Here is a 16,441-nt window from a genome sequence, read left to right on the forward strand (position 1 = left end):
CGGGCCTGTATCCCAGCATCTGTTCCACACCGCCGCGCGGCTCCGCTCAACGAACCGCACGACTCGCACACCGCGTCCCCGATCGCTGCCAGCAGGGAGAGCGACGCCGCTCATGCCATCCAGGCGACCGGGCCCGCAAGGCGACCTGGGAGGCTGGTGGGCGTGGCAGTTGATGCGGTTGAGGAGTTCGAGCGGCACCGCTCGAAGCTGTTCGGGTTGGCCTATCGGATGCTGGGTTCGACTGAGGAGGCCGAGGACGTCGTCCAGGACGCCTTCCTGCGTTGGCATCAGGCGAGCGCTGTCGAGTCGCCGTGGGCGTGGCTGGCCAAGGTCGCCACCAACCTGTGTGTGAACCGGTTGGCGTCCGCGCGTGCGCGCCGGGAGAGCTATGTCGGTTTCTGGCTGCCGGAGCCGGTGCTGACCGCGGGCGGCGCTCTGGGCCCGCTGGAAAGCGCCGAGCAGCGGGAGCTCGTCTCGCTGGCCTTCCTGGTACTGCTGGAAAGGCTCAACCCGTTGGAGCGCGCGGTGTTCGTCCTGCGTGAAGCCTTCGACTACAGCCATCGGGAGGTGGCCGAGGTCATCGACTCGTCCGAGGCGAACTCCCGGCAGCTGTACACCCGAGCTCGCCGGCGCCTGGCCGAGGCGCGTGGCAGTTCCGATCGCCGGGTGGACCAGGCTTGCCCCCGCGACCTGGTGGAGAGCTTCCTGGCAGCCGCGGAACAGGGGGACCTGCCAGGGTTGGAGAAGGTGCTGGCCGAGGACGTGACCGTGTGGGTGGACGGTGGCGGCAGGGTCGGCGCTGCCCGGCGGCCCATCTCCGGCGTCTCCCAGGTGGCGCGCTACCTGGTGGGATCGTTGAGCATCGCCGGTCAGGGGGTGAGGCTGTCGGCTACGGAGGTGAACGGCGCACTGGGGCTGCTGGCCCGGGCTGGCGAGGAACTGGTCGGCGTGCTGGTGCCGGAGACGTCGGACGGCCGGATCAGCGGGATTCGCATCATCGCCAATCCGGACAAACTCTGGTTGTCCGGGGTCGAGGAACCGGCGGACAGCCGTTGGCGCTGAGAAGGATCTTGATTGCAGTGAGTGCGGCTGCTCCTGGTTGCGGAGCTTCCTTAGCTCGTCGCCCAATCCCGGCGTCGGCGTGCGGCACGGATCTCGGCGTCGGCGACCTTGTCGTCGAGCAACGCGTACAGCTGGGTGGTCTCGGTGGAGGCGTGGCCGAGGCGGCGGCGGACGGCCTCGATGGAGACGCCGGCGTTGATGAGTTCGGTGGCGTGGGCGTGGCGCAGCTGGTGGATGTCGATGTCGACCCTGGCGGCGGCGCAGTAGGTCTGCCAGCGGTGGTGGGCGGCGTCGTAGGACAGCGGTCCGCCGCGGCCGTTGATGGTCGCGCGGAAAAGCGGCCCGGCGGTGTAGCCGGCGCGGGCAAGGTAGAGCTTGAGCAGGGCGACGTAGCCGCGGTCGTCCAGCAGGACGGTGCGTACGCTGCCGCCCTTGCCGTGGACCCGGACATGCTCGTCGTCCAGCCGCAGGTCCAGGTCTTCGACGTAGAGACCGCACACTTCGGAGGCGCGGGCGCCGCAGACGTAGGCGGTCTCGAACAGCACCCGGTCGCGCAACCGGTCCAGCGGCACGTCCTTGCGCGGCCACCGCGAGCAGATCGCCGCGAAGGCCTTGACAAGGTCGGCCGCGCTGGCCGGGCGCGGCAGCGTCTTGGGCACCTTGACGGTGTCGATCCGGTCCACCGGGTTGGCCTGCAGCAGGTCGTGGCGGACCGCCCACTTGGTGAAGGAGGCGATCGCGGCGCGCTTGCGCTTGCGGCTGGCCGGCGACAGGTCGGCGAGCTCGGCTAGGTAGGCGCGGATCGGCGTCGCGGTCAGCGCGGCGATCTCCTCTCCGTGGTGGGCGGCGAAGGCGATCAGGTCGCCGCGGTAGGCGCGCCGGGTGTGCACGGAGGCGCCGGCGTTGGCCAGGTCAGTGAGGAAGTCGTCGAGATGGCGGGAGAGCGGGTGGGCGCGGCCGAGTTGCTCGGCGATGACCGAATCCACCGTATCGACCTCCACCATCGGCCGGGTTGCCAGATAACCGGGAAACGAAGCGTCCCCGCCGAACGGCGGTCGCCCAGCTCGCGCCACGCCCGTCATCGCTATCTTGCCCGATAACAACAGTTATCCCGCAACACTTCCATCCTGCTGATTCATATCGCAAGGCACCGCTCACACAGAGCCACCGGCTGAAGGTCGGGGCGTACGTGGTGTGACGGGCGCAGCGCTGGCGTCGCGCTCGCCAGGCGCCTTCACGCGCTCGCGGTCGATGAGGCCGGTCGGTTTGGCCGGGATGGCTGCAGGAGCAGGCCGTCGATACGGCGGGTCAGCATGTCCTGGGCGGGCACGGTGGGGCGGTGCCCGAGCAGGGCGAGCGAGGTAAGCCCTTCGACGAGTGGCAGGAGGGTCTCGGCCTCCAGGTCGGCGTCGAGGTCGTCGCGGAACTCGCCGGTTCGCTGGCCATAACGGATCAGCCAAGCCAGCAGGTTTCGCGTTTTGGCGTGGGCTTCGCGCAGGATTTCCGCTAGGGATGGGATGGCCGTGGCGTGGGCGGTGAATGCCACCAGGATCCTGGCGTCGCGTCGCTGGTGCGGCTCGATCAGGGCGAGCGTACGCAGGGTGGCGGTGAGCAGGGTCACCGCCGACTCCTTGGCGGCGGAGGCGCCGATCTCATCCTGGCCCTGCGCGGTGATGCGTTCGGTGATGTGGTGCAGGGCGAAGGCGAGCATCTCGTCCTTGGTGGCGAAGCAGCGCTGCACCGCTCCCATGGACACGCCGGCCTGTTGCGCCACGTCCCGGAGGGTCGCGCCTTCGGGGCCGTGCCGGTCGATCAGGTCGCAGACCGCTTCGGCGATGTCGCGGCGTCGCGTCTCGTAGTCGACCTGCTTGGGCATGGCGTTCCTTCCGTCATCGTTTCGATGCGGTTGCATCATATCAACTTTTCCGGTTTATTTGATGCGTACGCATCAGAACAAAGGGGGACCACATGAGTCGTTCGCAAACACGCAACCGAACAGTCGACAAGGCGCTGTGGCTGGCCGGAGCCCTGTTCGCCGTGCAGGGGTTCGGCTCGGCGATCACCGAGGCGCAGTGGGGCACGAGTTTCGGGGTGGCCGGCATCCTGCGTGCCGTCGGCGTTCCCGGCTGGGCCGATCTTGTCCTGGGAACCGTCGGAGCCGTGTTCCTGCTCCTGGCGGCGTATCGGGCGGTGCGCCGATGACACTCCGAGCGATAACGCGGAGGGCTGCGCGCATGCGACTGGTCACGGCGGTAGCCGGCCTGTCCGTCATCGCGGCCTGCGCGAGCACCACCGGTACGGCATCGAGCCCGCGCCGGCTTGTCGCGCACACCTCGTCCGGCACCGTCGCCGGCGCCCACATCGGCCGGGACCTGCAGCGGTTCAACGCCATCCCCTATGCCGCGCCACCGACCGGAACGCTGCGCTGGCAGCCGCCGCAGCCCGTCCAAGCGTGGAAAGGCGTCAAGGACGGCACCCGCACGGCCCCGCGCTGCCCGCAGAACGCCAATCCCGCCGACTCCAACCCGGCCAGCACCACCGAGGACTGCCTGTACCTGAACGTCACCGCCCCCGGGGCCGTGCCCGCCGGGCGGCGGCTGCCGGTGATGGTCTGGCTGCACGGTGGGGGTTTCACCCAGGGCGCCGGCGGCGACTACGACGCCCGGCGGCTGGCGGAAGCGGGCGTGGTCGTCGTGACCGTCAATTACCGGCTGGGCATCTTCGGCTTCCTCGGCCACCCCGCCCTGCCCGGCTCGGGCGCGTTCGGCCTGCTCGACCAGCAGGCCGCGCTGCGCTGGATACGGCACAACGCGGCGGCCTTCGGCGGCGACCCGCGCAACATCACCCTGTTCGGCGAGTCCGCGGGCGCGTTCAGCACCTGCGCCCAGCTGACGTCCCCCGCAGCGGCGGGGCTGTTCGACAAGGCGATCATCCAAAGCGGCAGCTGCTCGATGCGCCAGATGGGCATCGACCCCGCCGGCGGCGACACCGTGTGGCCCTCACGGCAGTCCGGCGAACAGATCGCCGCGGCCGCCGCCGGGCAGATCGGATGCACCGACGCAGCTCAGACGATGGCCTGCCTGCGCCGGGCCCCGGTGGCGGCCCTGCTCGCCGCGCAGCAGAAGATTCCCGCCACCTGGGCGCCCTCGTACGGAAGTGACACGCTGCCGCTCGACCCGCGCCGGGCAGTGGCCGAGGGGCGCATCCACCCGGTGCCGCTCATGGTCGGCACCACCGCGCACGAGGCTCGATACTTCGTGGCCATGTACTTCGACGGTCCCGGCCAGCCCCTGAGCCAGCAGACCTATCAGCAGTTCCTGCGCACCGCCTTCGGCAAGGACGCCCCGCGGGTCGCGGCCAGATATCCCGTCAGCACACACGCCTCCCCCTCTCTGGCGTGGGCTGCCATCGCCACCGACCGCGGCTGGACCTGCCCCACCCGGGTGGGCAACCGCCTGCTCGCCCGCAAGACCCCCGTCTACCAATACGAGTTCGCCGACCGCACTGCTCCCAGACCGGCCGGGTTTCCCGTCCCTGCCGCCTTCCCCCTGGGCGCTTACCACGGCGGGGAACTGCCCTACCTCTTCGACGGCCCCGGCGCCGCCACCGACCAGCCCCTCTCGACAAGCCAACGCCGCCTGGCCGACCAGATGATCGCCCACTGGACCCGCTTCGCCGCCACCGGCGATCCCAACGACCCGAGCCTGCCCCGATGGAAGCCCCTGACCAGCAAGAGCGCGAACCATGTCCGCTTCCTTTCCTCGGCCCGAAGCAATGGCGACGGCTCCACCGAACACCACTGCCGCTTCTGGGACACGCGCAAGTGAAAGAGCTGCAGCTCCAGCCCATGAACTGGGCTGTCCTTTAGAAGGTCATCGGTCAGCGGTTCAGACACCGTCATCGTCCACGACAGTGGTGCTGGCGGCACTGGCCTCGGGCAGTGCCGCCGCGCCGAGCGGCCGCAGGCCCTTGTCCGGGGCCGAGGAGGCGATCGCGTAGCGGCCCAGGCAGTTGAGGTGGGCGTGGCCCAGCGGGGACAGCCGGGCCACGTCCTCGTCCTTGACCGGCACACCCTGGGCGCGCAACTGGTCCACGATCGCCGACAGATACCGTGAGTTCCACAACACGACGGCATTGACGACAAGTCCAAGCGCCGCGAGTTGATCCTCCTGGCCTTCCCGATATGCCTGTCGGATCCGGCCGGAGTTGCCGTGGCAGATCTTGCGGGCCAGGCGGTGTCGGGACTCCTGGACCGACAACTGCTTGCCCAGGCTCCGGCGGTAGCTGGAATCCATCGGGTCCAGCATGCTCAGTAGGTGCATCGTCTTGTCGATGCGGCCGTACTCGGCGAACGCCTGCCCCAGCGGTGTCGGAGAACCTTGGCGGGCGAACATGCGCAGCAGGTCGTAGGCGCGTACCTGGTTGGTCACCAGCGATCCGGCGACGCGGAGCATGTCTGGCCACTGGGTGATCACCTTCTTGGGGTTCAGCTTGTTCCGGGCGATCGCCTCCAGCACCCCGTATGCGCTGGTGGTGCCGTCGGGCAGCTCGGCGCGCCAGAACCGCTGGTCGCCCAGATCGGCGAAGCGGGGCGCGAACCGGTAGCCGAGCATGGAGAAGATCCCGAACACCATGTCGCTGTCGCTGGCCTGGTCGGTCGTGACCACCTCGGGTTTCGGCCCGGCGTCCAGGTTGATCAGGCAGTCCAGGATGTAGAGAGAATCGCGTGGGGTGCCCGGTACGACCATCTGCCCGATCCCCGCCACTTGATCATTGACTGCGTTGAGCCAGGTGATACCGCGTTTGTAGCCGTAGTACTTGGGCGAGGGCCCGGCGTTGATGGTCTTGACCGGGACGACGAACCGCAGCCCGTCCACCGAGGCCAGCAGGCCGCCGCCCCACGCCGTGACGATAGGCACCTTGCCCTGGTGCTCGATCAGGATCGCGTTGGCCGCGGCGTGCGTCTCGGCGCGCACATAGTTCTGATCCACGTGGGACAGCCGACCACGGGTCAGCGCCTCATCCCCGGCCTTGATCACGGGCGTCAATCCGACGTTGCACGCCTCACTGATCAATAGCGCCACCAGCGATCTGGGCAGGTCGTTCATGCGGGTGGAGATGTCGGCCAGGTGCACGTAGGCGTCCAGGAACCCGGTCCAGGCGTGCACCTCCAGCAGCAGCTCGGGCAGGTCGATGCGGGGCAGCATGGCCTGGCAGGCGGCTCGAAGCCATGCCAGGGACTCGCTCTCGCCGAGCGCGCCGAGTTTCTCCACCGACAGCCGGGCCCGCCCGCCGCCGGCCGGGGTCACCACCGAGACCAGCGCGTCCTCGCCCGCCTCCTCCAGTCGGGCGGCCATCTGCTTCCAGGCCGCGTCCAGGGCCAGGACCTTGTCGTTCAGATGCTTCTGGACGGGATCGGTGAGCGACAGGGAAGCCAGCACGTCCTCGGCGATCGCCTCCCACTGCGCCCCGGCCAGCAGATGCGCGCGCGGGTCGGCCCATCGTAGCGACGGCGAGGCGAACACATCCCGGATCGTCAGGGCCCGCAGCAGATGCTCCAGCACGCACACCACGTACGCGTCACGATCCACCGAGCCCTGCGGCAGGTCCGGGTTGGCATACACCGCCCGCTTCCACGACGCGGTCACCAGCGCGGCGTCGATCTCCTTGGGCAGCAGCGGCCTTTTACTGACCTGCCGTCGCGACAGCTCCGGCAGCCGGCGCACGGCGGCCAGCACGCGCCGCCCGCCCGGTGCCGCAGCCAGCGCCTTGGACTCGCCAAGCAGCCGCAGAAACGGACGCACGGTGTTGTACTTCTCCACCAGCGCGGCCCGCATCGCCGCCTCCGCCGCGCCGTCGGACTCGGGGACCAGCTCCTCCACCATGTCCAGCGCCGCGCGCACCTGCTCCTTGCTGGCACCGGCGATTTCGGCCACCGCGGCCCACATCGCCACCACATCGAGGTCGACGCCCTCCTGGCCGACCAGGTCGAGCCGGTCGACCAGCACCCGGCTGGCCTTGGCCACCAGCTTGGAGGCCCGCTCCAGCCGGGGCAGCATCCGCAGCCGCTCGTCGGCGGACTTACGGCGGGCCGGGCTGATCAACCGAGTGGTCATCAGTAGCGCGAACAGATCGAGGGTGTCGTCGATCGCCTCGGCCTCCAGGCTCCGGGTGACCGCCAGCAGCGTCGCCGTCCGGCGCGGCTCGACCAGCCGGTCCAGGGCCGGCGCCTTACTGCCCGCCCCGTACTTGGCCAGCGTCTTCATCCGCCGAACCGGCACCTTCGACACCGCCACCAGGCCCAGCCCGAAGCCGGCGAGATTGTCCACCCGCTGCAGCGCCCGCACCATCTCCGTCCCTGACGTGCGCTTGGGCGCCTGCCGCAGCTTCTCCAACTCCGAGACGCGCGATCCCTCCGGCACCACCAGCAGACCCGACAACGCGGCCGGCAGATCCGGATCGGCACGGCGCACCTGCTTGGCCACCACGGTGTACATGCGGACGTCGGCTCGTTCCCGCACGCTGCCCACCAGCCGTTCCAGCACGGTCACCCCGGGCAGCAGCACCCGATGCCGCCGCAGCCACGCCACCGACTGCTCGAACAACGCCACCGGCCCCTCGGCGTGCGTCCACGCCCGGCCGTGCAGGAAGGTCCGGAACTGGCGCGTCAGCTGCCGCTCGCTCCAGCTATCGGTGTCATCGAAGGTGTGGTAGCCGTAGGCGTCCCGGATCATCCACGCGTGCTCGTACGTCGTCTTGGGCCGCTCGGCGTACTTCTTGACCTGCGACGCGTCACCGATGCCCAGCTGCTCGGCCAGGTAGTCCACCACCGGCCAGGGCACCGCGAGCGGATCCTCCAGAAACAGCCCCTTGTACCGGACGGTCCCGATCTGGACGGCGACGCCCAGCCGGTGAGAATCGGCTCTCGACTGCGCGATCACATTCCGGTCGAAGCTGTCCAGGAAGAAGAACTTCTCCAGGTCTGACAGCGACGGCACCTCGATGAACGAGACGTAGGCAGCCCTGTGCTCGGCAGACAGAAATTCCGCAGGCATAGCCCGCACGGTAGGACCATATCGGCGGGGATCAACTCATAGTGATCGATGCGTTACAAGTGAGGATGTTTCACCCGTGAGTGCGTCTTGATCGTTCTCAGCGCCAACGGCTGTCCGCCGGTTCCTCACCCCCGTTGTCACATTCCGGGGGCCTATCCGGTTCTTAATGGGTGACCGCGAGCGCCAGGACCCGGCGTGAGGCGGTGACCTGACAGCCGCGCGAGGCCGGAACACCCCGGCATCGCGCTCTCGGTGGGGGTTTCTACCCGTGACGAACCAGATCCTGGTGACGGGCGGTACCGGCCGGCTCGGCCGCGCGCTCGTTCCACAGCTTTTGTCGGCCGGTCATGCCGTCCGCGTGCTGAGCCGCAAGCCGCCATCGCACGAGCAGACGTGCCGCGGTGACCTGCTCACTGGTGAGGGCCTGGAGGAGGCGGTCAACGGCGTCGGTGTGATTGTCCACTGCGCGACCGGGAACGGCCGTGCGGACATCGATGGCACGCGCAACCTCATCCAGGTGGCGGTGCGAGCCGGGCGCCCGCATCTGATGTACGTGTCCATCGTCGGCGTCGGCCGGGTGGACGTGTCTTACTATCGGGCGAAGTTGGCCTGTGAGCAGCTCGTGGAGCGCTCCGGCCTGCCGTGGACGATCCAGCGTACGACCCAGTTCCACGAGCTCATCGTCTGGATGTGCACGAGCCAGCGGTGGCTTCCGGTGATCGTGATGCCCAGCGGGGTCAGCTTCCAGCCCGTCGACGCCGGCGAGGTGGCCGCCCGCCTGGCCGCGCTGGCCGGTGCGCCGCCAGCCGGCCGGGTGCCAGACATGGGCGGGCCCGAGGTGCGCCCCGCCGCCGATCTGGCCCGCGCGTACGCTCGCTCGCGCTCCAGCCGCCGGCCGGTGGTGTCGGTGCCAATGCCCGGGGTCGGCATCCGCGGCTACCGCGAAGGGGGACATCTGACCCCTGAGCACGCCGACGGACGGATCACCTTCGACCAGTTCCTCGCCGCATGAGTGCCCACACCTGGCTGCGCGCGGGCCTGGCCTTCCTGGCCGTGGCGCAGTTCGCCGTGGGGGGCTGGGCGCTGTTGTTCCCCCGCTCGTTCTTCGACATCCCCTGGGTGGGGATGCGCATGCCGTACAACGCGCATCTGATGATGGACTACGGCGCGATGAGCCTGGCCACGTCGGTGGTGCTGGGCGTGAGCGTCTTCATCGTACGGCGGAGCATGGCCCGTACGGCGCTTGCCGTGTACCTGGTGTTTGCCGCGCCGCACCTGGCGATCCACATCCAGCTGCTGCACCATCTCACACCCGGCGAGCGCGTGCCGTTGCTGACCGCACTCACGGCAGCCGTCGTGATCCCGCTGGTGCTGCTTCCGCTCACCAGCCGGCTCGAAAAGGCGTAATTCCTCGAAATTTCCGCAGAAAGGCGTCTTTGCTATGCCCGAAAACGTTCCGTTGCCGATCCGCAGGGACGCGGCCTGCCCGTTCAGCCCCGACCCGGAGATGGCCCGGCGACGTGAAACCGATCCCGTCTCGGCCTCCCAGGCGCTCCTGCCGACCGGCGACGTGGTGGACGTCCGGCTGGTCACCGGGTACGGCGCCGCCCGCGAAGCGCTGGCCTGCTCGCACCTGAGCAGCCGCCCGGATGCCAAGCTGAGGAAGTTGATCGGTGAGCAGGCCGGCTTCCTGGTGGCCATGGACCCGCCTGACCACACCCGCGTCAGGCGGCTGTTGACCGGCGAGTTCACCGTCCGGCGGATCAATGCGTTCCGCCCCCGCTTCGTCGAGCTCGTCGACAAAGCCCTGGATCGGATGGAAAAGGCCGGGGGGCCGGTGGACCTGATGACCGCCTTCGCGCTGCCGCTGCCGTCACTGGTGATCTGCGAGCTGCTCGGCGTCCCGTATGAGGACCGCGCGGACTTCCAACGGCACAGCGACACCATGCTCGACCTCAGTCTGACAATGGAGGAGCAGTTCGCCAACGCCATTGAGATGCACACCTACATGGGCGGCCTGGTGGCCGCCCATCGCGAGAATCCCGGCGCGGACATCCTCGGCATGCTGGTCCGGGAGCACGGCGGCGAGCTCAGCGACGACGACCTGATCGGCATCGGCAATCTCCTGCTGATCGCCGGGCACGAGACCACGGCCAACATGCTCGGCCTTGGCACCCTGCTCCTGCTGCGTCACCCCGACCAGCTCGCGCTGGTGCGGGAGGAGCCCGAGGTGGTCAACGGCGCGATCGAGGAGATGCTGCGCTACCTGTCGATCGTCAACAACGGCGCCATCCGTACCGCGACTGAGGAGTTCACCCTCGCCGGCCAGGTGATCCACGAGGGCGAGCGGGTGGCGGTCTCCCTGCCCTCGGCCAACCGTGACCCGGCGCTGATGGCCGAGCCCGACACCTTCGACGTCACCCGCCGCCCCAGCGCGCACGTCGCCTTCGGGCATGGCATCCACCAATGCCTCGGCCAGCAGCTGGCACGCATGGAGCTCCGCGTCGCCCTGCCGGCCCTCCTGCGCCGCTTTCCCACGCTACGGCTCGCCGTGCCGCATGAGGAGCTGCGCTACCGCGAGCTGGCACCCGTCAACGGCGTGCTCTCCCTCCCGGTGACCTGGTGATCACATGAAAATCATCATCGACCAGGACGGTAGGCGAGGTCGGCTGCGGTCGTGGTGGTTGGACACTTGCGGGCCAGGTAGGCGTCGCGGATGTGGACGACGCCGACCGGCTGCTCGCGCCGCTGCCTTCGCCGTCTACGAACAGCTCCGGACCATGGGCCGGGGGACACCGGGGTTGAGACTGGCAGGAGTCGTTGATCGAGTGATCGGTATTCGTTGGGTTGCTCGTTCAGTTGATCACTGGGCGTGGTCGCTGGGGGCGTAGTGAGTCCAGGATCCTCCGGCGTCTGCGGCGATCCGGGTGGTGGTCTTGTGGTGGAAGCCCAGGGAGTTGGCGATCACTGGTGCGGGGGCTTGCAGGACGAGCTGGCGGAGCGCGGAGACTCTGGCCGTTCCGGCGGCGAAGCCGGCGAGTCGGAGGTGCTCGCGGATGGTGCCGGCATGGGCGGGCTGGTCGGCTCGCCGGCCGGGGAACAGCCAGCGCGCGTCGGGGTTGGTCGCGGTGTTGAGGTGGGGCCGGTCGTCGGCCAGTTCTCGAAGCAGGTTGGCGAAGGGTTCGGGCACGGGAGTGGGCGGGTCTCCGAGCTTAAGGAGGAGTTCGTCCTGGTCCTGGATGAGGTCGTCGACGGTGAGCCTGACGAGGCGGGTGACGGGCTGGGCGTAGAGGAGCACGAGGCAGGCTGCGACTCGGGTGGTCAGAGGGAGCTCGTCGTGGGTGACCGCTCGGCGGATCAACCGGAGTCTGTGCTGTTGGGACATGGGAGTGGCCTTCGAGTTCTCCAGGACGGGCAACCGCAGCTTTGGTATGTGCCCTGTGTCCATGGCCCAGCGTAGAAACGTCCGCAGTGTGTGGGATTGGCGAGGACCGTGAGCGGCGTGCCAGGCGTCGAGATCGGCCTGCTCGCAGCAGGTTAAAGACCGTCCAGTTGTATCGAGCCAGGTCAGAAAGATGCGCGCCGCTTGAAACTGCTCGCCGGCGGCTCTTCGAGATCCTGAGGTCAGTGGCTTGACGGCGGCCTTGGCGCGGAGCTGCGGGAGTTGGTGCCAGGTCGCGAAGGTGCGGAGAAGGCGCTGATGGGGATCGTCGTGGAGTTCGTTGAGGCGGTGGGTCAGCCAGGTCTGGTGGTGGAGTAGCAGCTTGTCGATCACGGGCAGGGCTCCGGCGGCCATGAGAAGGTCGCGCAGGTGGGCGACGGTCCGCCAGTTCGGAAGCTCGTGAAGGGCTTCGTGGGTAAGCGGGAGGGCTCCGGTGGCCAGGTCGCTGATGAGGTTGTGGACGTGGGGACGGCGCAACCACATCCAGGTGGACTTGGGGTTGGGCGAGGCGATCAGTTTGTCCGCAAGCGTGCTCAACGCTGGGTTGATCCGGCCGGTGCCGTCGTCGAAGAAGCCGTGGACCAGGTCGGACAGGGTGCATCGGGTGCAGAGCCGCCCGGTGTGTAGCGGCCCTTCGTAGCCGCACCGGTCGCAGAGGTAGCTGCGGGTGATCCCCGCGCAGTCCCCGCAGATCGACGCTCCATCGGTGGTGCGGCCGGGTAACGCCCGATCGACTCGGCAGCCAGGGCAGGTCCCGCGGGTCAGCAGCGCCTTTTCCTCGCAGGTCCGGCACACGTAGGCCTCGCTGTAGTCCTGGGGAAATTTCCAACGGATTTGCCTGACCTGCACTGATGCGGACCTGTTCCAGTACGCGCATGAGGGGGCGATCCGGCACCGCCACCTGGCCGCGCAGACCGAGCAGGCGTGGTGCCTGACCTTGCTGACCAACTCGGTAGTCACCTGTTATCTGGGGCGGGAAGAAGCCGTCTGTAACGCAGCGTAAGTGGCTTTTCAGGAGGTCTCGCCGTTCCTCACGTACGGACTATCTGACGTCTCTACGCTACGCAAGGTGACGACGGGAACAGTCGCTGGTCTCTGCCGGGCACAGCGTGTGGCGCTGCCGAGTGGGGAGCGGACGTGGACGGTGCTGGGCAGCGATCATCTGCCGGTCGGGCCCGCAGAGGAGTACCTGGAGTACCTGCGGACTCAGCGGTGCTCGCCGAACACCGTGAAGTCCTACGCGCGGGCGCTGGCCCTGTGGTGGGACTATCTCGGGCAGTTCGAGCTTGGCTGGACGCAGGTGGCGCTACAGGACTTCGGCGCCTTCTTGACCTGGCTTCGGACCAGGAACGGCCCGCATGTCGCGTCGATCGAGCCGCGCCCGTCCCGGTTTGCCGAGTCCACGATCGAGGTCCGGCTGCGGGCCGTGGTCTCCTTCTACGGCTATCACCTGCTCAACGGGGTCAGCGTCGGCGCCGACCTGCACCGGGTTGTGCACGGAGGCGGGACCGCCTACAAACCTCTGCTGGAGCACATCGCGCGGCGATCCGGCCGTCGCCGGACGGTGATCCGGGTCCGGCGGCGTCGCTCGGTGCCGCCGACGTTGACCCCCGGGCAGATCGAGCGGATCTGTGAGGTGTCCGCGAGCTGGGACGATGACGTCCGGGAATGGCGCGGCTCGGTCCGCAACCGGCTGCTGTGGTGTCTGCTTGCAGAAACCGGGCTGCGGCTGGGCGAGGCGCTGGGGCTGCAGCACCGGGACTGGCACACCGGCTGCGGCGACACCCCGTTTCTCGAGGTCGTCCCGCGCGAGCATGCGCACCAGGTGCGGGCCAAGAGCGGCTACCGGCGGTTGTTCATCTCCGACGACCTCGACCGGCTTTATGGCGAGTACGTGTGGCAGCTCTGCGAGGCCGGCGCCGACCTGGTCACCGACGACTTCGACAGCACCTGCGTGTTCGTGAACCTGGAGCGCGAGCCGCGCTTTGCCCCCTGGAAACCTGACAGCGTCTACGACCTGGTGGACCGGCTGCGCCGTGAGCTGGCGGGGCAGGTCCCCGACGGGTGGACGCCGCACTGGTTCCGGCACACCCACGCGACGGCGCTGCTGCTTTCGGGGGTGCCGGTGCACGTGGTCAGCCGTCGGCTCGGACATGCCGACGTCCAGACCACGCTAAACACCTACGCACACGTCACCGACGATGCCGAGCTGCGGGCCGTCGCCGACTGGACCAGACTCACCGCCGGCTGGCGCGCGGCAACGGCTGACGACACTCAGATCGGGCCGTGCTGATGGGATCCAAACTGCTGCTGGAGAACATGCGAGACACCTCTGGCTGTTTCCACAGCGAGGTCCTGGAGGTGTTGTGGGCGGCGATTCCCGCCCGATTCCGCACGATCGAGCTGGCCTCGGTCGACCTGGGACACGAGGAGGCGGCGGGGTTTTCCATCAGCGGCCGCCATCAGAATTTCCGGCTGTGGTTCGGGCAACTGTCCGAGCCGATGGACCGAGAGATGGCCTGGTGCTGCTGGCGCATCGTCGAACTCGGCGGCCGCGTCCCGGTCGGGGCGCTCAGCTCGCTGATTCGCTGGCTGGCCGCTACGGTTAAGGATCATCCGGAGCTGCGCGGGTCGTTGATGACGGCGACACCGCGGGAGTGGGAACAAACGCTCGCCGCGACCTGGGCGCGCCACAAGGGACGTCTGCCCGGCAAGCACTGGCTGCTCAACACCGCCAGGCTGCTGCGACGGTGCTACCAGATGCTCTGGACCGCCTACGATCAGCGGCCCTGGTGGCAGCGCGAGGTCTGGGACCCTGGGCTCGACCCGCAGATCCCGCGGCGCGAGCACGAACCGCAGGGCGACTACAGCATCTACTTCCAGCAACTCCAGCCGCTCTGGTTCCGCCGCGCCACCCAGTGGTATTTCAAGATCTCGCTGGAGACCGGTGACCTGACATGGAGCACGATCCGCACTCGCCGATCGGGGTTGCAGGTCTTCGGCGACTGGATCACCGCGCAGCAGGCCGCTCCACCGCCCTGCCTGCGCGACGATCCGGCTGCGGTCAGAGCGTTCATGCTGGACTACCTCGCCCACGTCCGCGCTCAGACCGCCAGCACCGGCGCGAACCTCGGCAAGCCGCTGTCCCCACTGCGGGTGAACGACATCCTCACCGATATTGAGAAGTTCTACGCGTTCATGACCGACCACCGCGAGACCGCCGCCCGGGTCCTGGACGAACCAGGCTGGCTCGCACTCGGCCCCTACCATGCCATTTTGTGGCGGCACGGGGAGAAAGGCCGGGCCAAGGTCCGGCCAGAACGCCGGGAGGTCATCGACGACACCGCCTTCTCCCAGATCATGACGAACCTTCACCTACTCGGCGCAGCTGAGGACGACGGTGGATTCGACGACGAGCAGATCATGCGAATCATGATGTTGGTGGCCCGAACCGGCCGCCGGATCAGTGAGATCCGCATGCTCGACCGCGACCCGCTGTTCCCGCTCGACCAGCTCTCCCCACCCAGCGAACAGGACGCCGCCGACGGAGCGTTCGTCGCTAAGCTCCGCTACCAGCAGACGAAGATCGAGCAGGCCCCGGACACCATGCTCGTTGACGCCGAGATCGTGGCGATCATCCGCGAACAGCAGCAGTGGGCCGACATCCACCTGGCGCCCCGCTGGGCGCCCGGCACGAGGCCGAAGTACCTGTTTCTCGCACACAAGATGAACCGACACGCCGACAAGCCCTACACCGTCGAGGCCATCCACCAGAAAGTCGTCGACTTCGCCCAACGACTCGACATCCGCGACAGCGCCGGGCGACTGGTCGACTTCAACCGAACCCACCGCTTCCGCCACACCAAGGCCACCAGCCTGCTCAACGCCGGAGTCCCGCTGCACGTCGTGCAGCGCTACATGGGCCACCTGTCTCCAACCATGACCATGGAGTACGCCGAAACCCTCGCCGCCACGCACGAGGCCGAGTTCCTGCGCTACCGCAAGGTCACCGCCGACGGCCGCGACCTGCAGACCGACCCACGTGACCTCTACGACATGCTGGAACTGGACAAGCGCACCGACCGGATCCTGCCCAATGGCTGGTGCCTGTTGCCTCCCCGCCAGGTCTGTGAGAAGGGCAACGCCTGCTTGACCTGCGAAAAGTTCACCAGTGACGCCACCTTCTTGCCCGAGCTCCACAACCAGCGGCACCGCACCGAACAGCTCATCACCGAGCGGCAGCAGGCCTTCCAGGCCCGCACCGGCCAACCGATGGGCGCCGACAACATCTGGCTCGCCGGACGGCTCCAAGAACACGACGCCCTCGGACGGATCATCGTCAAGCTCGAGCAGCCTCGCCTCGCCGACAGCACCACCCAGGCCGTTCGCGGCGCCGGTGTCTCGGCGCGCACCGACGCCCGCGCCGCCAAAGCAGAGGAGACCCGTGACAATGCGCGGTAACCCCGACAACCTGCGCAGAGCCGCCGCGGCCAAGAAGGCCGGCGCCATCCAGTGCGCCGAGCAAGGGCTGCGTGACATGATCCGCCGAGGTGACTCGATCACCTTCCGCGGCCTGGCTCAGGCCGCAGGAGTCTCTCTCGACTTCCTCTATCGCAACGCCGAGATCCGCCAGCGCGTTGAGCAACTCCGAGACCAACAGCGAGGGACGCCTCCCGCAATCCGATCTCAGCAAGTCGACCCTGACCAGCCCAGCAGCGTGGTCCGCACCCTCACCGCCCAACTCACCGACCTCAAGCGCCGTCACCGCGACGAAGTCTCCGCACTCAAACGAGCCTTGGAAGCCGCACACGGTGAGAACCTTGAACTGCGCAGACGTCTGGGGCTGCGAGAAACAGGCTCCGCTCCCGGCAAATAACGACCC

13 protein-coding genes are annotated in these 16,441 nt (G+C 68.4%); 9 read left to right on the forward strand and 4 right to left on the reverse strand.

What is annotated here, in order from left to right:
* The first annotated feature begins 162 nt into the window (after positions 1-162).
* Positions 163-1,062 carry an RNA polymerase sigma-70 factor gene (locus tag ABD830_RS52975; protein WP_345003240.1) on the forward strand — a complete coding sequence of 300 codons (900 nt, stop codon included), beginning with the start codon at positions 163-165 and terminating at the stop codon, positions 1,060-1,062.
* 50 nt (positions 1,063-1,112) lie between these two features.
* On the opposite strand, the gene ABD830_RS52980 is transcribed toward ABD830_RS52975, so the two are convergent.
* Entirely contained in the window at positions 1,113-2,048 is a 936-nt protein-coding gene (locus ABD830_RS52980; protein ID WP_345003241.1) for a tyrosine-type recombinase/integrase, read from the reverse strand.
* A gap of 248 nt (positions 2,049-2,296) precedes the next feature.
* Positions 2,297-2,938, reverse strand: a complete 642-nt coding sequence (locus ABD830_RS52985) for a TetR/AcrR family transcriptional regulator (protein ID WP_345003242.1) — start codon at positions 2,936-2,938, stop codon at positions 2,297-2,299.
* Positions 2,939-3,030: 92 nt separating this feature from the next.
* On the opposite strand from ABD830_RS52985, the gene ABD830_RS52990 reads away from it, so the two are divergent.
* Both ABD830_RS52990 and ABD830_RS52995 read left to right on the forward strand, forming a co-directional pair.
* Positions 3,031-3,264: a hypothetical protein gene (locus tag ABD830_RS52990; RefSeq protein WP_345003243.1), complete on the forward strand. Its 234-nt coding sequence runs from the start codon at positions 3,031-3,033 to the stop codon at positions 3,262-3,264.
* Positions 3,265-3,296: 32 nt separating this feature from the next.
* Positions 3,297-4,889, forward strand: coding sequence for a carboxylesterase/lipase family protein (locus ABD830_RS52995; protein WP_345003244.1), 1,593 nt, complete (start codon positions 3,297-3,299; stop codon positions 4,887-4,889).
* 60 nt (positions 4,890-4,949) lie between these two features.
* On the opposite strand, the gene ABD830_RS53000 is transcribed toward ABD830_RS52995, so the two are convergent.
* Entirely contained in the window at positions 4,950-8,117 is a 3,168-nt protein-coding gene (locus tag ABD830_RS53000) for a Tn3 family transposase (protein ID WP_345003245.1), read from the reverse strand.
* 268 nt (positions 8,118-8,385) lie between these two features.
* Here ABD830_RS53000 and ABD830_RS53005 point away from each other — a divergent pair, with 268 nt between their 5' ends.
* The 3 genes from ABD830_RS53005 to ABD830_RS53015 are packed head-to-tail and all read left to right on the forward strand — an operon-like array spanning position 8,386 to position 10,743.
* Positions 8,386-9,129 carry an SDR family oxidoreductase gene (locus ABD830_RS53005; RefSeq protein ID WP_345003246.1) on the forward strand — a complete coding sequence of 248 codons (744 nt, stop codon included), beginning with the start codon at positions 8,386-8,388 and terminating at the stop codon, positions 9,127-9,129.
* Positions 9,126-9,524: a hypothetical protein gene (locus ABD830_RS53010; RefSeq protein WP_345003247.1), complete on the forward strand. Its 399-nt coding sequence runs from the start codon at positions 9,126-9,128 to the stop codon at positions 9,522-9,524. The genes ABD830_RS53005 and ABD830_RS53010 overlap by 4 nt, the downstream gene beginning before the upstream one ends.
* 34 nt (positions 9,525-9,558) lie before the next feature.
* The gene (locus ABD830_RS53015) at positions 9,559-10,743 is read left to right on the forward strand and encodes a cytochrome P450 (protein ID WP_345003248.1); all 1,185 of its coding nucleotides are present in this window, start codon (positions 9,559-9,561) and stop codon (positions 10,741-10,743) included.
* Between the two features lie 237 nt (positions 10,744-10,980).
* Here the strand turns inward: ABD830_RS53015 and ABD830_RS53020 are convergent, their stop codons facing one another.
* The gene (locus tag ABD830_RS53020) at positions 10,981-12,519 is read right to left on the reverse strand and encodes a hypothetical protein (protein ID WP_345003249.1); all 1,539 of its coding nucleotides are present in this window, start codon (positions 12,517-12,519) and stop codon (positions 10,981-10,983) included.
* Between the two features lie 109 nt (positions 12,520-12,628).
* Here ABD830_RS53020 and ABD830_RS53025 point away from each other — a divergent pair, with 109 nt between their 5' ends.
* Genes ABD830_RS53025 through ABD830_RS53035 form a run of 3 tightly spaced genes read left to right on the forward strand, consistent with a single transcriptional unit; the run spans position 12,629 to position 16,435 of the window.
* Positions 12,629-13,852, forward strand: a complete 1,224-nt coding sequence (locus ABD830_RS53025) for a tyrosine-type recombinase/integrase (protein WP_345003250.1) — start codon at positions 12,629-12,631, stop codon at positions 13,850-13,852.
* The gene (locus ABD830_RS53030; RefSeq protein ID WP_345003474.1) at positions 13,852-16,020 is read left to right on the forward strand and encodes a tyrosine-type recombinase/integrase; all 2,169 of its coding nucleotides are present in this window, start codon (positions 13,852-13,854) and stop codon (positions 16,018-16,020) included. Before ABD830_RS53025 ends, ABD830_RS53030 begins: the two co-directional genes overlap by 1 nt.
* Positions 16,010-16,435 (forward strand): DUF6262 family protein, encoded by a 426-nt coding sequence (locus ABD830_RS53035; RefSeq protein ID WP_345003251.1) that lies wholly within the window; start codon positions 16,010-16,012, stop codon positions 16,433-16,435. Before ABD830_RS53030 ends, ABD830_RS53035 begins: the two co-directional genes overlap by 11 nt.
* Positions 16,436-16,441 lie beyond the last annotated feature (6 nt).

It is taken from the genome of Nonomuraea helvata (genome assembly GCF_039535785.1).
Taxonomy (GTDB): Bacteria; Actinomycetota; Actinomycetes; order Streptosporangiales; family Streptosporangiaceae; genus Nonomuraea; species Nonomuraea helvata.

Bases quoted from the DNA above. Each gene is read 5' to 3' on its own strand.
- ABD830_RS52990 (WP_345003243.1), top strand. From the start codon at position 3,031: ATGAGTCGTTCGCAAACACGCAACCGAACAGTCGACAAGGCGCTGTGG.
- ABD830_RS53000 (WP_345003245.1), bottom strand. From the start codon at position 8,117: ATGCCTGCGGAATTTCTGTCTGCCGAGCACAGGGCTGCCTACGTCTCG.
- ABD830_RS52995 (WP_345003244.1), top strand. From the start codon at position 3,297: ATGCGACTGGTCACGGCGGTAGCCGGCCTGTCCGTCATCGCGGCCTGC.
- ABD830_RS53035 (WP_345003251.1), top strand. From the start codon at position 16,010: ATGCGCGGTAACCCCGACAACCTGCGCAGAGCCGCCGCGGCCAAGAAG.
- ABD830_RS53010 (WP_345003247.1), top strand. From the start codon at position 9,126: ATGAGTGCCCACACCTGGCTGCGCGCGGGCCTGGCCTTCCTGGCCGTG.
- ABD830_RS53015 (WP_345003248.1), top strand. From the start codon at position 9,559: ATGCCCGAAAACGTTCCGTTGCCGATCCGCAGGGACGCGGCCTGCCCG.
- ABD830_RS52985 (WP_345003242.1), bottom strand. From the start codon at position 2,938: ATGCCCAAGCAGGTCGACTACGAGACGCGACGCCGCGACATCGCCGAA.
- ABD830_RS53030 (WP_345003474.1), top strand. From the start codon at position 13,852: ATGGGATCCAAACTGCTGCTGGAGAACATGCGAGACACCTCTGGCTGT.